This window comes from Actinomadura sp. NPDC048394 (assembly GCF_040651755.1).
GTDB lineage: Bacteria > Actinomycetota > Actinomycetes > Streptosporangiales > Streptosporangiaceae > Spirillospora > Spirillospora montaniterrae.
This window is the reverse complement of sequence record NZ_JBEZJL010000088.1, coordinates 17783-34799: the sequence shown is the minus strand read 5'-3', so window position 1 is coordinate 34799 and position 17017 is coordinate 17783. Positions and strand designations below refer to the sequence as shown.

General features: G+C 73.0%; 14 protein-coding genes. 7 read left to right on the top strand and 7 right to left on the bottom strand.

Annotated elements, in window-relative coordinates; translation table 11 throughout:
* Positions 1–1430: 1430 nt before the first annotated feature.
* On the bottom strand, positions 1431–2375 hold the full coding sequence (locus AB0C78_RS42555) for a hypothetical protein (protein WP_360759631.1): 945 nt from the start codon (positions 2373–2375) through the stop codon (positions 1431–1433).
* A gap of 370 nt (positions 2376–2745) precedes the next feature.
* Between AB0C78_RS42555 and AB0C78_RS42550 the strand changes: the two genes are divergently transcribed.
* Both AB0C78_RS42550 and AB0C78_RS42545 read left to right on the top strand, forming a co-directional pair.
* Positions 2746–3708, top strand: coding sequence for a class II glutamine amidotransferase (locus tag AB0C78_RS42550; protein ID WP_360759628.1), 963 nt, complete (start codon positions 2746–2748; stop codon positions 3706–3708).
* A gap of 166 nt (positions 3709–3874) precedes the next feature.
* Positions 3875–4087, top strand: coding sequence for a helix-turn-helix domain-containing protein (locus tag AB0C78_RS42545; protein WP_151538805.1), 213 nt, complete (start codon positions 3875–3877; stop codon positions 4085–4087).
* A gap of 96 nt (positions 4088–4183) precedes the next feature.
* Here the strand turns inward: AB0C78_RS42545 and AB0C78_RS42540 are convergent, their stop codons facing one another.
* Together AB0C78_RS42540 and AB0C78_RS42535 are read right to left on the bottom strand one after the other, a co-directional pair.
* Complete coding sequence (locus AB0C78_RS42540; RefSeq protein WP_360759624.1) at positions 4184–5407, bottom strand: DUF2786 domain-containing protein; 1224 nt, start codon at positions 5405–5407, stop codon at positions 4184–4186.
* A gap of 280 nt (positions 5408–5687) precedes the next feature.
* Positions 5688–5957, bottom strand: coding sequence for a hypothetical protein (locus AB0C78_RS42535; protein ID WP_151538809.1), 270 nt, complete (start codon positions 5955–5957; stop codon positions 5688–5690).
* A gap of 243 nt (positions 5958–6200) precedes the next feature.
* On the opposite strand from AB0C78_RS42535, the gene AB0C78_RS42530 reads away from it, so the two are divergent.
* Positions 6201–7724 carry a long-chain-fatty-acid--CoA ligase gene (locus AB0C78_RS42530; RefSeq protein WP_360759620.1) on the top strand — a complete coding sequence of 508 codons (1524 nt, stop codon included), beginning with the start codon at positions 6201–6203 and terminating at the stop codon, positions 7722–7724.
* Positions 7725–7760: 36 nt separating this feature from the next.
* Here AB0C78_RS42530 and AB0C78_RS42525 read toward each other — a convergent pair whose 3' ends face one another.
* Complete coding sequence (locus tag AB0C78_RS42525) at positions 7761–8945, bottom strand: winged helix DNA-binding domain-containing protein (protein ID WP_360759618.1); 1185 nt, start codon at positions 8943–8945, stop codon at positions 7761–7763.
* Positions 8946–8982: 37 nt separating this feature from the next.
* Positions 8983–9900 (bottom strand): LysR family transcriptional regulator, encoded by a 918-nt coding sequence (locus tag AB0C78_RS42520; protein ID WP_360759615.1) that lies wholly within the window; start codon positions 9898–9900, stop codon positions 8983–8985.
* Between the two features lie 169 nt (positions 9901–10069).
* Between AB0C78_RS42520 and AB0C78_RS42515 the strand changes: the two genes are divergently transcribed.
* The 4 genes from AB0C78_RS42515 (at position 10070) to AB0C78_RS42500 (ending at position 14488) form a co-directional block, all read left to right on the top strand.
* Positions 10070–11596 (top strand): MFS transporter, encoded by a 1527-nt coding sequence (locus tag AB0C78_RS42515; RefSeq protein ID WP_360759612.1) that lies wholly within the window; start codon positions 10070–10072, stop codon positions 11594–11596.
* Between the two features lie 37 nt (positions 11597–11633).
* On the top strand, positions 11634–12416 hold the full coding sequence (locus tag AB0C78_RS42510) for a siderophore-interacting protein (protein ID WP_360759609.1): 783 nt from the start codon (positions 11634–11636) through the stop codon (positions 12414–12416).
* 134 nt (positions 12417–12550) lie between these two features.
* Positions 12551–13003, top strand: a complete 453-nt coding sequence (locus AB0C78_RS42505) for a hypothetical protein (protein ID WP_360759606.1) — start codon at positions 12551–12553, stop codon at positions 13001–13003.
* An 816-nt stretch (positions 13004–13819) separates the two neighbouring features.
* Complete coding sequence (locus AB0C78_RS42500; protein ID WP_360759603.1) at positions 13820–14488, top strand: hypothetical protein; 669 nt, start codon at positions 13820–13822, stop codon at positions 14486–14488.
* A 221-nt stretch (positions 14489–14709) separates the two neighbouring features.
* On the opposite strand, the gene AB0C78_RS42495 is transcribed toward AB0C78_RS42500, so the two are convergent.
* Complete coding sequence (locus AB0C78_RS42495) at positions 14710–15816, bottom strand: M20 family metallopeptidase (protein WP_360759601.1); 1107 nt, start codon at positions 15814–15816, stop codon at positions 14710–14712.
* 43 nt (positions 15817–15859) lie between these two features.
* Positions 15860–16879, bottom strand: coding sequence for a LacI family DNA-binding transcriptional regulator (locus AB0C78_RS42490; protein WP_360759597.1), 1020 nt, complete (start codon positions 16877–16879; stop codon positions 15860–15862).
* Positions 16880–17017: the final 138 nt, after the last annotated feature.

Below are 17017 nucleotides of genomic sequence, written 5' to 3'. Positions count from 1 at the left end.
TGCCCTGCTCTGGACACTCCCTGCGCCGGGACACTCCCTGCGCCGGGGCATGCCCTGTGCTGGATATGCCCTGCGCGGGCGCCCGGGCTGGACTTGCGGGAGGCGCGGCGTGTGGTCGCCGCGCTGTCGAGCGTGGTGCGGGGCGCGGCAGACGGTGGCGGGGTCGCGGCAGGCGGTGCGGGCGTCGGGCCGGTCGGGCAGATGTGCCCTATTGGTGCGTGTGTCGGAGATGGCGCCCGGCATGCCTTGCGCCATGCGTCCGCAGGATGCGCCCCAGTGGCGTGCATCGGCACACCTGCGCCGAAAGAATCCCGAGGGGGTTGGGTGCCGTATCTCGTGAGCGCCATGTGCGGCGCGGGTTGGGGCGTGGGTGTGGACGAACGTGGTCCGTGCCGTGGGCGGGCGCTGAAGGTGTCGGGCTGTGGAAGGCGCTGAAGGTGTCGCGCTGCGGGAAGGCGCTGAGGGTGTCGCGCTGTGGAAGGCGCCGTGCGTGCTTTGCGGTGGGTGCCAACGGATATGCCTTATGCCCGGGGACGCCTTGCGTTGTAGGCACCTGCTGTGTGCCCTGCAGGGCGGGGGCGGGCGCGTCAGGTGCCATGAGTACTCGGTTGCTTGCGTATTAGGCCATGGGTGGGCGCGGGACGTGCTCTGTGACGCGGGCAGGCGCGGGAGGCCTCTCTTGCTGTCTGTGCTGGCGCCCTTTGCTGTGGGCGCCCGCCAGGATGACTTACTGGGGTGTGCGGCGGACGTGCCGTACGCCGTGAGCACCCTGCGGGCCGTGGGTTGGCGCGTAGGGCCGTATCGGAAGTGCCCCGCGTTGTGGGTGGGCATCGGTGGTGTCTCAGGCCGTGCGCGGGTGTCCGCGCGTGTTTTCGCTGTGGGTGTGGGGTGGGCCCGGCCGGTCCCGTCCCCGAGCTTGTGTCGCAGCCGGGCGTTCGTTGCATTGTGGGCGTTTGCCGTGGGTGTCCTAGTGGGGTGGGGCCGGGCGCGTCCGACGCTGTGGGTGCTCTGCCGCGTGCGTATTAGGGGCGTGGTTCGTCCGGGCGTCGTCTCCTCCATTGGGTGCGCCGTATGCGGTGGGAGGGCGCCAGTTGCCGTGTGCCGTTAGCGTCCCGCGGGGTCGTACTAGGGCGTGGCTCGGTTGTGCGTCGCGTGGTGTTGAAGGTGCCTCGTGTCGTGTGTGGGTGCGGTGCGGTGGGTGGGTTTCTCTGTGGGGCCCCGTTGGAGGTGGCTTGCGTGGTTGGGGGTCTGGAAGGTGGGACAGGGCAGGTAGACGGTGGGACAGGGCAGCTTTGCGCGTTTCGTCTTGGTGGCGGAACAGGGGTTGGCTGGGTTGCGAGCTTGCGGGGGCGAGGGCGGGGTTGGAGTGGTGGGTGGTGCTGCCGGGGTCGGGTTTGGGGTTGCTGTTATCGGTGGAGGCGGTGTGGGGGTTAGGCGGCTTGGGGGGTTGGGGCGGGGGAGTGGAGGACGTCGTACATGCCGAGAGGGAGCGCTTCTCCGTAGAGCCAGTCGTTGACGGTGCCGGGGATGTCGTCGGGCGGGGCCACGGCGAGGAGGCGAGGGGTGAGGAAGGTCAGGCGGACCTGGAACGGGGACGGGGGAGCGAGGTGGGTGCGGCGGCCGCCCCAGAAGGCGTTGAAGTCGGCCTCGGCGAGTGGGAGGTCGGCGTCGATCTCGCGGGTGCGGCCGGCGGGGCCGGTGGACAGCCAGGACCAGTGGTCGGTCAGGAGGCGGCGGGCGGCGGTGCGCAGGACGTTCAGGGCGGCCAGGTCGTGCGGGCAGGCGACGTCGGTGATCTGCAGTTCGGGCAGGCCGAAGCGGCGCAGGCCGCGGGTGCGCAGGCGGACGCAGGAGCAGCCGTTCACGCCTTCCGGATCGCGGTCGGGGTCGGGGGCGGTGCAGCGGCCGTTGGCGCGGAAGGGCGGCAGGACGTCGCCGAGCCACTGATCGGCCAGGACGAAGCGGGTCCGTTCCTCGGCGGGCGGGGTCAGGACGTGGCCGGTGACGAGGTCGGCGGGGACGCCGCCGAGAGCGGCGGACAGGTGGAAGGCGGCGGCGCGGGCGACCTGGACGGCGCGGGGCTGGTCGGTGATCGGGGCGCAGGCGGTGACGACGGCGAACTCGGGGGCGTCCTGGAACGCGCGTTCGCGGCGGCGGTCCTCGGCGCGGGGCGCTCTGATGCCGCGCGGGTCCCAGCGGAGGGTGGTGAGGTCCTCGCGGACGACCTCCAGGTGGGGTGATCCGAGGCGGCCGGCGATGTGCGCGGCGTAGGGGCCGGCCGCGTCGCGGAGCACGCCGGTGAGGTCGTGCGGGACGTGTTCGGCCGCCACGGCGAACCGGGTGGTCGTGGTGGCCGGGACGGGGAAGGCGATCATGGTTTCTCCTCGCTGGAGGGGGCCGACGCCGACCAGCCTGCGGCCGTGGCGGAACAGACGGAAGCAGAACTGCGTTCTGTGGATAACCAGGTCAACGCATGGACAGCGCGGCGTAAAATCGGTTCTCGGCGGCCATCGTCGACCGCCGAATCGTGATCCGGTGGGGTTGCCGCGGCCGGGTGCGCCTCGCAGGCCCCTGCCGCGAGGGCCGCCGCGATGGAGCGGATCCTCGACCGACTGGCGGGAATCGCCGGACGCCCGATGCAACGTTGGGTAAAATCACCATCACTCGCAGTTATGATCTTCCTTTCGCGTCGCCGGCCGGGGACCCGGGGCGCGGGATCACTCTCGATATCGAAAGGCGAACGGCATGTGCCGACTGTTCGGGATGAGCACGGGCGGGCCCCGCGTGAGGGCGGCTCATTGGCTGCTGGACGCGCCGTCCAGCCTGCGGGCGCAGAGCCACCGGATGCCGCACGGCGCGGGTCTCGGCTGGTTCTCCCTCGGCGGTGAGCCCGTCCGCGACCGGGCGCCGCTGGCCGCCTTCGAGAACGCCGACTTCGACCTGCACGCCCGCAACGTCCCGTCGCACACGTTCGTCTCCCACGTGCGCGACGCCTCGGTCGGCGGCCTCACCGTGCACAACTGCCACCCGTTCGTCATGAACGACCGCCTGTTCGCGCACAACGGGGTGGTGAAGGGCCTCGACACGCTCCGGACGTGGCTGACCGACGTCGAGCGCGCGCACGTCGCGGGCGAGACCGACTCGGAGCTGGTGTTCGCCTTCGTGACCGCGGAGATCCGGCGGCGCGGCGACACGACCGAGGGGATCATCGAGGCGGTGCGGCGGATCGGGGCCGAGCTGCCGGTGTTCGCGGTCAACCTGCTGATCGCCGAGGCCGGGCGGCTGTGGGCGCTGCGCTACCCGGAGAGCAACGAGCTGTGGGTGCTGTCGCCCGGCAAGGGCGGCACGAGCGGGCCCGGGGACGCCGCGGTGCCCGCCGTGGTGATCGCGAGCGAGCCGATGGACGACCGGCCGGGATGGCGGCTGCTGGAGCCCGGTGAGCTGCTCGTCGTGGACGGGCTGACCGAGACGTCGCTGTTCCCGTTCGAGCCGCCCCGGCATCCGCTGCGCCGTTCCGACCTGTCGGCGCGGGAGGCCGCGTCGCAGCAGACGGCCGTTCCCGGCGAGGCCGTCCAGGGCGTGAAGGTCGCCTCGCTGCGGGGCGCGGCGGCGGGTCCGGGAGCGCAGGCGGTTCCGGTCCGAGGCCCGCTCACGCCGCTGATCCTGCGGAACGCCCAGCCGAAGGCCGTCCAGGGGCCGTCTGTCTAGTTCCGACACGCCGTTGACCACGGAAAAGACCAGCTTCGGCCGATTTCGTGCGGATTGGCGCCGCATCAGGGGCGGATTCAGGGGGAATGTGTACGTTGGGTAGATCAACACTGCTGTGAGCTGCGGGGACGGTCCCGCGGCCCAGCTCTGGGAACAGGAGGTCCCCGTGACCCGAACGCTGTCGAGGGGCACCCGCGTCACCGGTGCCGAACGCACGCAGCTCGCCGCGGAGCTCGCACCCCGCTACGCGGGCGGCGAGAGCATCCGCGACCTGGCCGCCGAGACGGGCCGGTCCTACGGGTTCATCTACAACGTCCTGAAGGAGGCCGGCGTCCCGCTGCGCGGCCGCGGCGGCAACACCCGGCGCAAGAAGGACTGACCCCGCTCCCGACGCAGACCCACAGCCGAGAACGCACAGAAGGAAGCAGGAACCATGGCCGGACGTCCCCCTCGCCCCCCGGGGGGACCCCGCGCGCTAGGACCGGCGGGCCGCCCCGGAGACCTCGGAGCGCCCGTTCAGGCTGGCGAGATCGGCCGCCGCGCGGCCGGCGACCCAGCCCTCGTAGTTGGACACCGACCCCGCCCGGCCCTTGGCCAGGTTGGGGAACATCGCATCGACGGCCTTCTCCACGACCATCTCGCGCGCGGCCAGGACGGGAAGCAGATCCTTCCCGCCGGCGTCCGCGGCCGCCCGGTTCGCCGCCTCACCGGCCGCGTCCCGCAGGCGCTCCCCGATGCGCGCCGCGTAGGCGTTGAGGAAGGCGTGGCGGAACGACCGCGTCCGTGACCGCCCGCGCGCGTCGCGGCGAGGCCCGGCGTGCACCATCGCCGCCGTCGCCTGGACGAGCAGCGACGTGAAGAGCATCTCCACCGCCGCGAGGTCGGCGGGGAACCCGAGGACCGTGGAGAACCCCAGTTCCCTGTGCCAGACGGCACGGCACCGGTTGGCGTCCGCCACCACGGTGAGCAGCACTGCTTTCGGCGCGTCGTAGGGGTTGTCCACCGCGACGCGGCGGCCCGCGGGGCCGCCCAGGTCGCCGGTCTCGGCGGCCAGCAGCGCGTGGTCGATGCTGTGCCGCGCTATGAGTTCCTGGGCGCGCGCGCTGAGCGCCTCGGCCTCCTCCGGGAACTCGGTCGACTCCGCCTTCGCGAGCAGGGCGCGGACCTTGCCGAGCATCCGCTGGTCGACGCCCTCGAACCCGTCGCGGACGGGCGTCTCGCGCAGCGGCGTTCCCGGGGGCGGGCCGATGCTCGCCAGTTTCGGCAGGCCCTCCAGCAGGTGGACGAGTTCGGCGCCGCAGGCGATGAACTCGGACCGGTCGGTCCCCTCGCGCGCACACCAGGCGTCCGGGTGCTCGTCGTCGTCCTCCCACCAGACCTCGGCGCCGACGAGGGCGAGCTGCTCGCGCCATTGCGCGGCCACGGTCGCGGCGGAGTAGGCGCGCATCTCGGCGGCGATCGCGTCGGCGGCGAGGCGGCCGTGCCGGGAACCGCGGCGGCGGGCGGCGTACCGGACAACGTCGGCGGGCTGCCAGCCGCGTTCCCACGCGAGGGTGACGCCGCGCCGCAGCCGGGCGGCGAGGCATCGTCCGGTGACGAGCGTCCAGCCGGGGACGTCCGGGCGGTCCGCCAGTTCGGCCACGAGGAGCCGGAACGCCGCGTCGTCGCCGCGGGCCAGCGCGCGGACGGTCTCGGTCATCAGCTCCTCGGCCTCGTCCGGGAGCGACGGCCCGGGGCCGCAGGGGCCCGCATCGGAAGAGGATGAGGATTCAGCCTGCCGTGGCCGCCACCACGCCTTCCGCACCGCTACTCCCGTCGTCCGAGGCTCCGTCACCTGACCACGAGGCATACTGCCACGCATGGCCGGGTGCCCGGGCGCGGACATCCGTGCGAAACGGAGATTTCACCGCCGGTGCACCGTGCCTGCACCGTGCCTGCACCATGCCTGCACCGCGTTTGTACCGTGCCGGCGCGGGGGGCTACCTGCTGAGGTCCTCGCCGCGCATCTCCTCGACCACCACGCTCTGGTAGGCGCGGGTGGTGTCGGGCACGTAGCTGAGCCGTGCGAGCGCCTTGCCGTCGTGGTCCCTGATCTCGAAGTGGTAGCCCTCGGCGATGTCGCCGACGTGCGCCACGGCCTGGTCGTGGCGGAGGCGGCACATGGTGTCGACCTTCTCCAGCGCGACCTTCAGGCTGCCCGCGTCGCTGATGAGCCGTGCCGGCTCACTCGTCTCCCAGATCTCGAACATGGTCGCGTCCTGTCGGCGGTGGGTCGGAAGGAACGGGCGGGGCATTCCAGGCATCAGGGGACAGCTTGCGCTGATTTGATGGATCTTTCAATCAGTACAGGTCTCGGATTGATCACTATTAGACACCGTGTACGGGCATAGCGTCATGTTCGCACGTGAGGCGAGTGGGCGCTTCCCGGTTCGCGGATCCGCTCGGTAGGGTCGGGCGCACAGAACCGAATCTGATTCGGAAGGGGCCGGGAGTTGGACTACCGCGTCGTGTCCATCGTCCGCGACCACGCCCGGGACCGGGGCGACGCCCCCGCGATCACGGGCGACGGCCGGACGATCAGCTACGCCGAGCTGGACGAGCGCTCCAGCCGGGCCGCCCGCGCGCTCCTGGCCGCCGGACTCGGCGCCGGGTCGCGGGTCGCCTACGTGGGCAAGAACGCGCCCGAGTTCTTCGACCTGCTGTTCGGCGCCGCGAAGATCGGGGCGGTGGCGGCGCCGGTGAACTGGCGGCTGACGCCCGCCGAGATCACCGCGATCGTCGCGGACGCGCAGGCGCCGGTGACCGTGGTGGACGCCGAGTTCGCCGGGCTCGCCGCGGCGCTCCCCGGCCGGACCGTGGTGACCGGCGAGGACTTCGAGGCGTGGCTGGCGGGGCGGCCCGCGGACGACCCCGGGTTCGTCGGCGAGCCCGGCGACGTCGTCGTGCAGCTCTACACCTCCGGCACGACCGGCGTGCCGAAGGGCGTGCAGCTCAGCAACGCCAACTTCGAGGTCGGCGAGCGGATGGCGCGGCGCTGGCGGCTGGACGGGTCGTCGGTGAGCCTGGTGCCGATGCCGCTGTTCCACATCGGCGGGACGGGCTGGGCGCTGGCCGGGCTGTACGCCGGCTGCCGGCAGGTCCTGGTCCGCGACATCGACCCGGCCGCGCTGGTCGACACGTTCGAGCGCGAGCGGATCACCAACGCGTTCATCGTCCCGGCGGTCCTGCAGTTCATGTGCCAGGTGCCGGGCGCGGCGGAACGGGACTATTCGGCGCTGCGCGCGATCACCTACGGGGCGTCGCCGATCACGAGCGAGGTGCTGCGGCGCTCGCTGGAGACGTTCAAGGCCCCGCTGTTCCAGCTGTACGGGATGACCGAGACGACCGGCGCGATCGTCCAGCTGGAGCCGGAGGACCACGACCCGGACGGCCCGCGCGCACACCTGATGCGCTCGGCCGGACGGCCCTACGCCTGGGTCGAGGTCAAGATCGTCGAGCCGGGCGGGGACGCGGAGCGCGCGCCGGGCGAGGTCGGCGAGGTGCTGATCCGGTCGTCGCAGAACACGCCCGGCTACTGGAACCGGCCCGAGGAGACGGCCCGGCTGCTGGCCGGCGACGGATGGCTGCGCACCGGCGACGCCGGCTACGTCGACGCCGAGGGCTACCTGTTCCTCACCGACCGGATCAAGGACATGATCGTCACGGGTGCGGAGAACGTGTACCCGATCGAGGTCGAGGAGGTCCTCGCGGCGCATCCCGGCATCGCCGACGTCGCGGTCATCGGCGTGCCCGACGAGCGGTGGGGCGAGACCGTGAAGGCCGTCGTCGTCCCCGCGCCCGGCGCCGTGCTCACCGAGGACGAGGTGATCGGCTACGCCCGCGAGCGGCTGGCCGGCTTCAAGCGCCCCCGCTCGGTCGACTTCGTGGACGCGCTGCCGCGCAACCCCAGCGGCAAGATCCTCAAGAAGGACCTGCGGGCGCCGTACTGGGAGGGCCTCGGCCGGACGATCGCCTGACCTCCGCCTGACCACCGCCTGACCTCCGCCGGGGCGTCAGTCCTCGGCGACGGTGACGACGGTGTCCTTGGCGTCGGGTTCGGCGAAGCGCAGCAGGGCCTCGCCCTCGGCGGTGAGCTCGTCGAGGGCGGCCCGCGGGAGGGGCTCGAAGGGCCGCAGCCGCAGGGTGGCGACCTTGCGCTTGTACTCGGTCTCCCAGACGCCGCGGGCGAATCCGTCCCAGAGGAAAACGGCGCGGACCCGGAGGTTCTTCGTGGTCAGCGACGGCCGGTGCGCGTCGGCGATGATCCGCCGCCGGTCCGCGTGCGCGAGGACCAGGCTGTCGAACTCCGGCAGGAACCGCGCCGGGGCCGGGACGTCCTCGTCCGGACGGGGCGCGCCGGGAAGGTCGAACAGCTCCCGGCCCTTGTCGTCGGCGAAGACGGCCAGGCGAGGGCGCAGCCGTTCCAGGGCCTCGCCCGCCGAGCGCAGCCCGGACCAGGTCTGCGCGTCGGCGGCGGACGCGGGGCCGAACGCCTCCAGGTACCGCAGGACGAGGTCGTCGTCGGCGGCGTCGGCGGACGGCGCGGCGCCGAGCCAGCCCTCGGCCGATGCGAACTCCGCGGCACGGGGAAAGCCCCACCGGTCCGCAGTCGGGACCATGACCAGCGGCACGCACATGCGCACGGCGTATCCGAGCGCGCGGTCGTTGACGTCCGGAAAACGCTCCTGCAGGAGGGCGCGCACCTCGTTGAACGTGCGGGGCCGCTCGTCGAGGAGCGAGCGGGCGGCGGGGACGACCTCGTCCAGGTCGAGGCCCTTGGCGCGGTCGCCGAGGACGCGCATCGCCGCGTCCAGCATCGGCTGCATCGACGTCCGGAACGCGAGGTAGTCGGGCGCCGTCATCAGGTGCAGGGTCGCGCGCATCATGGTCGCGCGGACGAGCGTCCGGTCGTGCAGGGCCGCGTGCAGGTCGGACGGCTGGAAGCCCTCCAGCCGCGACCACAGCCCGACGAACGGCGGCTTGGGCTCCTGCGCCTGCATCCCGAACAGCCGCCCGACGGCTTCGGCGACCGGGACGCGCTCCCGTGCGAGCAGCAGCTGCCGAGCCAGCGTGGCCCTGTTGAGGGCCTGGACGCTGAGAGTGTCCGCCATCGTGTCCGCCTTCTCGCCGGGCCCCGGCGGCACCGGGGGCCCGGTGCGGCGGGGATGGTTCGGGATGCCGACACTACCGACGCCCACCGACGCTCAATGACGCCCACCGACGCCCACCGACGCCCTAGCCTCGGGCGACCTCGCCGGCCACGTCCGCGATCGTCTCGCGGACGCAGCGGCGCAGCCACGCGTGCGCGGGGTCGGCGTCGTAGCGCGCGTGCCAGGCCATTGACAGCCGCAGGGGCGGCATGGGCAGGGGGATCGGCACCCACACCAGGCCCAGCCGTTCCACCAGGGGCCGATGCAGCCGTTCCGCCGCGAACCCCATCAGGTCGGTGCCCCGGACGACGATCAGCGCGGCGTTGACCGTCGGGACGGTTCCGGCGAGGCGCCGGGAGCGTCCCATGCCGGCGAGGAGTTCGTCGATGGGACCGGCGACGCGGCCGCGCCGCGTGTTGGTGAGCTGCATGGTCGCGCACCACTCGTCCAGCGTCACCTCCCGGCCGGCGAGCGGGTGCCCGGGGCGGACGACGGAGGAGAACCGGTCCTCCAGGAGCGGCTCGATCCGGGTGCCGGTCGTCTCGGTGATGATGCCGATCTCCAGATCGATGGAGGCGCGCCGCAGGAGATGGGTGTCGCGCGGCCCTTCGCCGAGGAAGCGCAGGGTGACGCCGGGGGCGTCACGTGCGATCCGTTCCAGGAGCGGGCCGGACAGGACGGCGATCGTGCCCTCCTCCGCCTGCAGCGTGAAGGTGCCTTCCAGCGTCCCGGGGGAGAAGGCGTCGTCCGCGGAGAACAGCGTGTAGGCGCGCTGGACGAGGTCGTGGACTTCGGCGCGCATCGCAAGCGCGCGCGGGGTGGGCACCATGCCGCGGCCCGAGCGCACGAGGACGGGATCGCCGAGGGCTTTGCGGATCCGGGCGAGGGTCCGGCTCATCGCGGGGCTCGACAGGTGCAGGCGTTCCGCCGCGCCGGTGACGCTGCCCTCGTCGAGCAGGACGTCGAGCGCGACGAGCAGGTTGAGATCCAGTCTGGATTGCATCAGACGCATTCCTCACGTGCAAAAGATGCATTTGAAAGCAAGTCACCGCCAGCCTACGTTGGAGATCGCGGAGGCGGCGCGCGCGGCCGGATCCCCCGCCCCCCACCTGCCTGTTCAGCCCCTTCCGGCGTGCCCGAGGCGCGCCCGCGAGCAACTCGAGGAACCCCTCATGACGATCGATGCCGTCCGTGCCGCCGCGCCGCCGGACCGGGGACGCGCCGCCCGGCGCGCCGTGCCGCCGCTGATGTCGGCGTGCGTGGTCCTGGTCGTGGCGATGGTCGCGGCCATCAACCTCTCGATCCCCAAGCTGTCGGCGAGCGGCCTGCATCCGTCCGCCACCGGCCTGCTGTGGATCGTCGACTCCTATGTCCTGGTGTTCGGCTGCCTGCTGATCCCGGCGGGCGCCGCGGGCGACCGGTTCGGGCGCAAGGGCGCCCTGCTGGCCGGCCTCGGCGTCTTCGCCGCCGGTTGCCTGCTGTCGGCGGCGGCCCCCGCCGTCGCCGTGCTGCTGGCGGGCCGGCTGGTCACCGGGGTCGGGGCCGCGCTGATCATGCCCGCGACGCTGTCGCTGCTGATGCAGGTCACCGAGCCGGCGCGGCGCCCGCAGGCGATCGCGGTCTGGACGGCCGCGACCGGCATCGCGGGCGCCGTCGGCAACGTCGCCGGGGGAGCGGTGCTGCAGTGGCTGCCCTGGCAGTGCCTGTTCCTGGCCGGGGCTCTCGCCGCCGGCGCGCTGGCCGCGCTGGTGACCTGGGCGGCGCCCGCGGGCGAGCGGCACCACGCCGACCTGGACGCGCCGGGCGCCGCGCTGCTCACCGGTGCCCTGTTCGCGCTGCTCTTCGGGATCATCGAGGGATCCGAGCGGGGCTGGTCGTCCGCGCCGGTGCTCGGCGGGTTCGCGGGCGCCGCCGTCCTGCTGGCGGCGTTCGCCGTCCACGCGATGCGCGCCGCGCATCCGCTGCTCGACCCGCGCCTTTTCGCCCGCGCGTCGCTGCGCAGCGGCGTGCTGGGCATCGGGGCGGGCTTCTTCTGCCTGTTCGCGCTGTTCTTCGTCAACGCCCAGTACCTGCAGTACGCCAAGGGGTACTCGCCGCTGCTCACCGGCGTGGCGGTCGCGCCGATCGTGGTCGGGATGATCGTGGTGTCCCGGCGCAGCGTCGGGCTGGCCCGGCGGTTCGGGAACCGGACGGTCATCACCGCGGGGCTGCTCGTCATCGCCTGCGGGCTCGGGCTGCTCTCCTTCGCGGACGCGTCCACGCCCTACCCGCTCTACGCGGTGGGCCTGCTGGTCATGTCGACCGGCATGGGACTGTGCGTGCCGCCGCTGTCGGTCGGCGTCATGTCCGCGCTGCCGCCGGGGCGCGCCGGGCTCGGGTCCGGGCTGAACAGCGCCGCCCGCGAGATCGGCAGCGCGCTCGGCGTCGCGGTGCTCGGGACGGTGCTCACCGGCCACTTCACGAGTGCCCTGCCGCGGGCGCTGGCCGGGCACGCGCACTCGGCGGGCGAGGCGATCGCCGCGGCGGACGCGGCGGGCGCCGGCGCGGGGGCGCATGCCCAGGTGGTCTCGGCTTTCACCGACGCGATGTCGGCCGGGTTCCGGGTGGTGGCGCTGATCGCCTGCGTGGTGGCAGTGCTGATCGCCCCAGGGCTCTCCCGGCGGGACCGGCCGGACGGGGCTGGCCCTGGCCGCCAATGAGATATATCGTGACTCCGCAAACACGAGATATGACGCGATGACCGGAGAGGTGGTGATGACCGTGGCGCAGAGCCCGGCCGCGCGCGGAGTCCGCGGCAGGCTGCTGGACCGGATGTTCGTCCGGGGACGGGTCGAGGACGTCCGGCCCGCGCCCGGCCGCATGCGGTGGATCGGCATCGGCGGCGTCCCCGGCCTGGACTGGACGCCCGGCCAGCACGTCCGCGTGCACATGGCGGACATCACGTCCGCGCGGACGTGGGTCAGCGGCAAGGTGCGCGACGCGCTGCGCACCTACTCCGTGTGGGACTACGACGCGGCCTCCGGGGTGCTGGAGCTGTGCGTCATGGACCACGAGGGAGCCGGGCCGGGGGCGCGCTGGGCGCGGTCCGTCCGGCCGGGGGACGAGGTCGTCTTCAACAAGCCCGAGGGCTCGTTCGTGCTGCGCCCGGCCCCCTACCACCTGTTCGCGGGCGAGGAGACGGCCTCGGTCACGTTCGGCGCGATGCTGCGGGCGGCCGGGCCCGACGAGCCCGTGTACGGCGCGGTGGAGGTCGCCGAGCCGGAGGACGGGCTGCCGCTGCCGAGGCGCGAGGAGTTGGTGTGGTGCCGGCGGGGCGATGCCTCGGCGGCGTCGTCGGAGGTCCTCGTCGACGCGGTGCGCCGGCTCGATCTTCCCGACGAGCCGGGGTTCGCCTACGTAGCCGGGGAAGCGCGCACCGTACAGGCCGTGCGCGCCCATCTCGTCCGGGAACGGGGCTGGCCGCGCAGATCCGTGCAGGTCAAGCCGTACTGGACGCCCGGCAGGCGCGGGATGGACTGATCGCCAACGAGCGGCGAGGGCGGGGGTTACGGGGCGATATTTCGTAAAATGCACGTGCATCAGCCCTTGCACCTGCACGCCATTCCTAGCAGGATTGCCCCGGACCCCCGCACGTGAACTCGCCGGAGATCGCGATGACCGCACACTTGAGCGACAGTGACCGACAGGCGCTGCGGCTGGCCCAGGATCTCCGCGAGGAGATGCGGGCGGCACTGCCCCAGCTCCCCTCCGCGCCCTCGGTCTCCCCGTTCGTCGACCAGGGAGGGACGCCCAGCGTCCTGCTCCGGATGGACGCCGACACCGCCCGCGCGCTGATGGCCGTCCTGGCCGAGCGCCGCGCGGACCGGACGGCCGCTCCGGCGCCGGAACCGCGCCGGGCCGACGGCTCCCACGTCCCGCCGCCCGTGCCCCCGCCGGGCGCCCCCCAGGCGGCTCCCGCGCCGTACCAGCCGATCGTGGCGGCGGCGCCGTTCCCGGAGCCCGCCTACGCGCAGGCCCCCTTCGCCGAGGCACCCGCGGTCAACCCGGTGTTCGCCGGCGGGACCGGGCCGACCCCGCTGGTGCCGTCGGTCTACCCGACGCACTGATCCGGGTCCCCTTCATCTGACTCCGGACCGCCGTGCGTGGTCCGCGGCCCGGCGCCGCCGTCATGGCCGCCGCCGGGCCGTGTCGTGGTCCACGGCCTGCTCCGGGCCGTCTCTGGCATCCACCCGGCCGGTTCGCCCGGCCGGGTTTTCTTGTGCGCCGGCTCACTTCGACGCCTCGCCGCGCCTTTGTTGATCTCCGCTTCCCGGGCGTCCTTGATCGGCGCTCCGGGCGGCATAAAAGATCGTTTTCTGGCCGCATAAAGATCGTTCTTTAAGATCTTTCCATCCGGGCGCCAGTGCGCCCGCCCCGTCCGGATCCCCTGCGGGAAAGGCGATCCCGGCGATCGGCCGAAAAAACGATCTACCTGGCCAAAGGTAAAGAAATCGCCCATTTGACTCAAGAGCGGTAATGCCGGATATAGTCAACGCCAGGTCGAGGTCAAAGCACCGTTGACCTGGCCAATCGCATAGCCGCCGCCTCCCGCCCGCCAGGCGGGAACCCTCAGCCGAACCACGGCCGTACCATGCACCGGCCGTGACCGCGCGGGGCCAGTGAGCCCCCGGTCGGCACTCTCTCCCGCTTCATCGAAGCCCGCGTCGCACGCATGCCCGCAAGGGGCCGTGCGCGGACGGACGCGAGCGCGGTCCGTCATGTCCGCGGGCCGTCCCTGCGGGTTCCTTACCGCGGCGGCATTCCCGAGTCCCGAGTCTCGGAACCCGTTCCGCATGCCCGGATCCTCCCTGTGCTCCGGCGCCGGAACGGCTGCCCTGTACGCCGAACTAAGGATTTTCATGCAGCAGCGGACGATCAATCGCGTGTTGACCGGTGTCACCGGCGCGGCTCTTGCCGGGATGCTGGTGGGCGGCGTGGCGGCCGCCAGCCACGACGACTCCGCTCCCAAGCCCGACAAGCTCCTGGCGCAGCAGCAGGACATGGCCGCGCTGAAGCAGAAGGCCCCCGAGAAGAACACCTCGTCCAAGACCCTGGCCGAGTCCAGCTCGAAGTCCGCGTCCAAGGAGTCGGACGCGAAGAAGTCGGACGCCAAGGCCTCCACCTCCAAGGACGCCAAGAAGAAGGCCGACAAGGGCCCGAAGGCGATCCTCAGCGGCACGACCACCGCGTCCTACTTCTGGGACGACGGCTCCGGCATCAACGGTGACACCGGCGCCCCGGCGAGCGGCAAGCCGATGCAGAAGGGCCTGTTCGCCAGCCCGAGCTGGCCGATGAACACCAAGGTCAAGGTCACCTACAACGGCCGCAGCGTCACCGGCTTCATCGGCGACCGCGGGCCCGGCGCCCCCTCGCACGACGGCGTCATGCTCGACCTCGACACCTACACCTTCCGCTACCTGCTGGACGGCGGCAAGCCCGACAGCAAGTACGACGCCGGCACCGGCGAGGGACACCTCCAGGGCGTCAAGTGGCAGGTCCTGTCCTGGGGCTCCGGCGCGGGCACCAAGGGCGAGCCGCAGCCTCTGGGCTGACGTCCGTGAGGGGACTCACGGGCCACCTCTCAGCGACGGCTCCGTGAGCCGCACCACACGAGCCCCAGCGGCTTCCCCGGCGTGACCGCCGGAACGCATGGAACGGGAACGCCCCGGCGATTCGAACGATCGCCGGGGCGTTCCCGTGTGTGCGGGACGGTGCCGTGCGGGACGGTGCCGTGTGCGGGAGCGTGCCGTGCGTGCGGGACGGTGCCGCGAGGTCAGCCCTCGGCGTGCCGCGGGCGAGCGGACAGCAGCCGGTACAGCGCCTCCGCCGCGGCGTCGATGCGCGCGACCGAGCACGTCTCGTCGGTCACGTGCGCCTGCTCGGGGTCGCCCGGTCCGTAGATCACCACGTCCGGCCCGCCGAGCAGGCCCACGAGGACGGACGCGTCGGTGAAGTACGTCGCGTACTCCGGCGCGACCCCGGACGAGCCGGGGGCGAGCAGCTCCAGCACCTCGGGCATGCCCGGTGACGCCGGGTCGGTGGCGACGCCGGGCAGGTCCACGAGCCGCTCCAGCTCGACCTCCTCGCCGCACAGCCCGGAGATCACCGCGACCGCCTCGTCCGCGCCGAAGCCGGGGACGGTGCGGACGTCCAGCCGCATCTCGGCGCGGTCGGGCACCAGGTTCGGCTGCACGCCGGAGTGGAAGGTGCCCACGTTGACCGTCGCGGGCCCGTGCGTCGGGCTCACCGGCCAGCCCGCGTGCCCGTGCACGCGGACCGCCGCGGCGGCCAGCGCCGCGAGGGCGTTGCGGCCGAGCTCGGGCCGCGATCCGTGCGCGGACACGCCGCGCGCCGTGGCCTTCAGCCAGAGCGTGCCCTTGTGGCCGAGGACCGTCCGGTTCCCCGTCGGCTCGGCGACGATCAGCAGGTCCGTGGCGGCGAGGGCGGCCGGATCGAGGACGGCCGCGCCGTCGCAGCCGGTCTCCTCGCCGAAGGTGAACACCAGCTGGGGCGCGGGCAGCCCGTCGCGGGCGGCGCGGACGGCCGCCTCGACCTGGCAGGCGACGCCCGCCTTCATGTCGCTGCTGCCGCGGCCGAGCAGGCGCCCGTCGCGGACGTCGCCGGACAGCGGGTCGAAGGACCAGCCGGACGGGTCGGCGGGCACGGTGTCGAGGTGCCCGGTGAACGTGATCGGGACGCGCGCCGCCTTGGGGCCGTGGTGCGCCACGACGTTCGCCCGTCCCTCGGCGGGCTCGTCCACCCGCACGGCGAATCCCGCCCGGTCCAGCACGTCCGCGACGACGTCGGCGGCCCGCCGCTCGCCGCCGCCCCGGGTGTCGATCCGCACCAGCCGGCGCGCGAGCTCGAGCGCGTCGCCCATCTCCTGACCTCCCTCTCCGGGCCCGGCCGGGCGGCCGGACGTCTCAGGCCTTCGCCCGCGTGCTCTCCCTGACGACCAGGGTCGGGACGAGCGCGATGTGCGCCGACGGCCCGCGGTCCCCGTCGGCCTCGCCGGCGGCCGCGGCCAGCAGCCGCACGGCCTCGGTCGCGATCCGGTCTCGGGGCTGGTCGACGGTGGTGAGCGCGGGCTCGCTGAGCCGCGAGAACTCGATGTTGTCGTATCCGGTGACCTGGACCCGGCCCGGGACGTCCACGCCGTGCGCCCGGCACGCCCGGGTCACGCCGAGCGCGATCAGGTCGTCGGCGCACACGATGGCGTCCGGCAGGTCGCCGGCGGCGATCAGCCGCGCCGCGGCCGTCTCGCCCCATTCCACGCTGTAGTCGCCGAGCAGGATCTGGTCGGGGTCCACGGCGATGCCGAGGTCCTCGGACCGGCGGCGGAACCCGGCGAAGCGCTGCTCGGTGGAGGAGTTGGTCAGCAGGGAGCCGGCGAACGCCGCCGACCGCGCCCCGCCCGCGTGCAGGTGGTCCATGACCTGGCGCATCGCGGCGACGTCGTCGACGCCGACCCAGTCGGTGCTGGTGCCGCCGACGAACCGGTCGAGCTGGACCAGGGGGAGCCGCCCGGCGGTCTCCTGGACGGCGGCGCCGCTGAGCGTGCCGTGGCTCGGGCTGACGATGATGCCGTCGACGTTGCGGGCGACGAGGGTGGCCAGCCGCCGCGCCTCGACCTCCGGGTCGGACCGGGCGTCGCAGAGCAGCAGCTCCTTGCCCTCGCGGCCGAGGGCGTGCTCGACGCTCTCCACCAGCGAGGTGAAGAACGGGTTGGAGATGCTCGGCACGACCATGCCGACGGTGTCGGTGCGGCTGTTGCGCAGCGCCCGGGCGATGGAGTTGACCTGGTATCCGAGGTCGTCGGCGGCCTTCCGGACCTTGCGCTGGACGGCCGCCGACACGGGCCCGCGGCCGGACAGCACGCGCGACACCGTGGCGGTGGAGACCCCGGCGCGCTCGGCGACCTGGGCGATCGTGACCCGCTGCAATCGTTTACCTCTCCAGCTTGGCGGAAGCCCGGATGCTGGGCAGATCGACAACAGACGACCCGATCATACCCCCTTGACGGCCTGCGGGATCCGTATCTACGGTGCAGGACAACACGACTGCAATCGATTACACAGGAG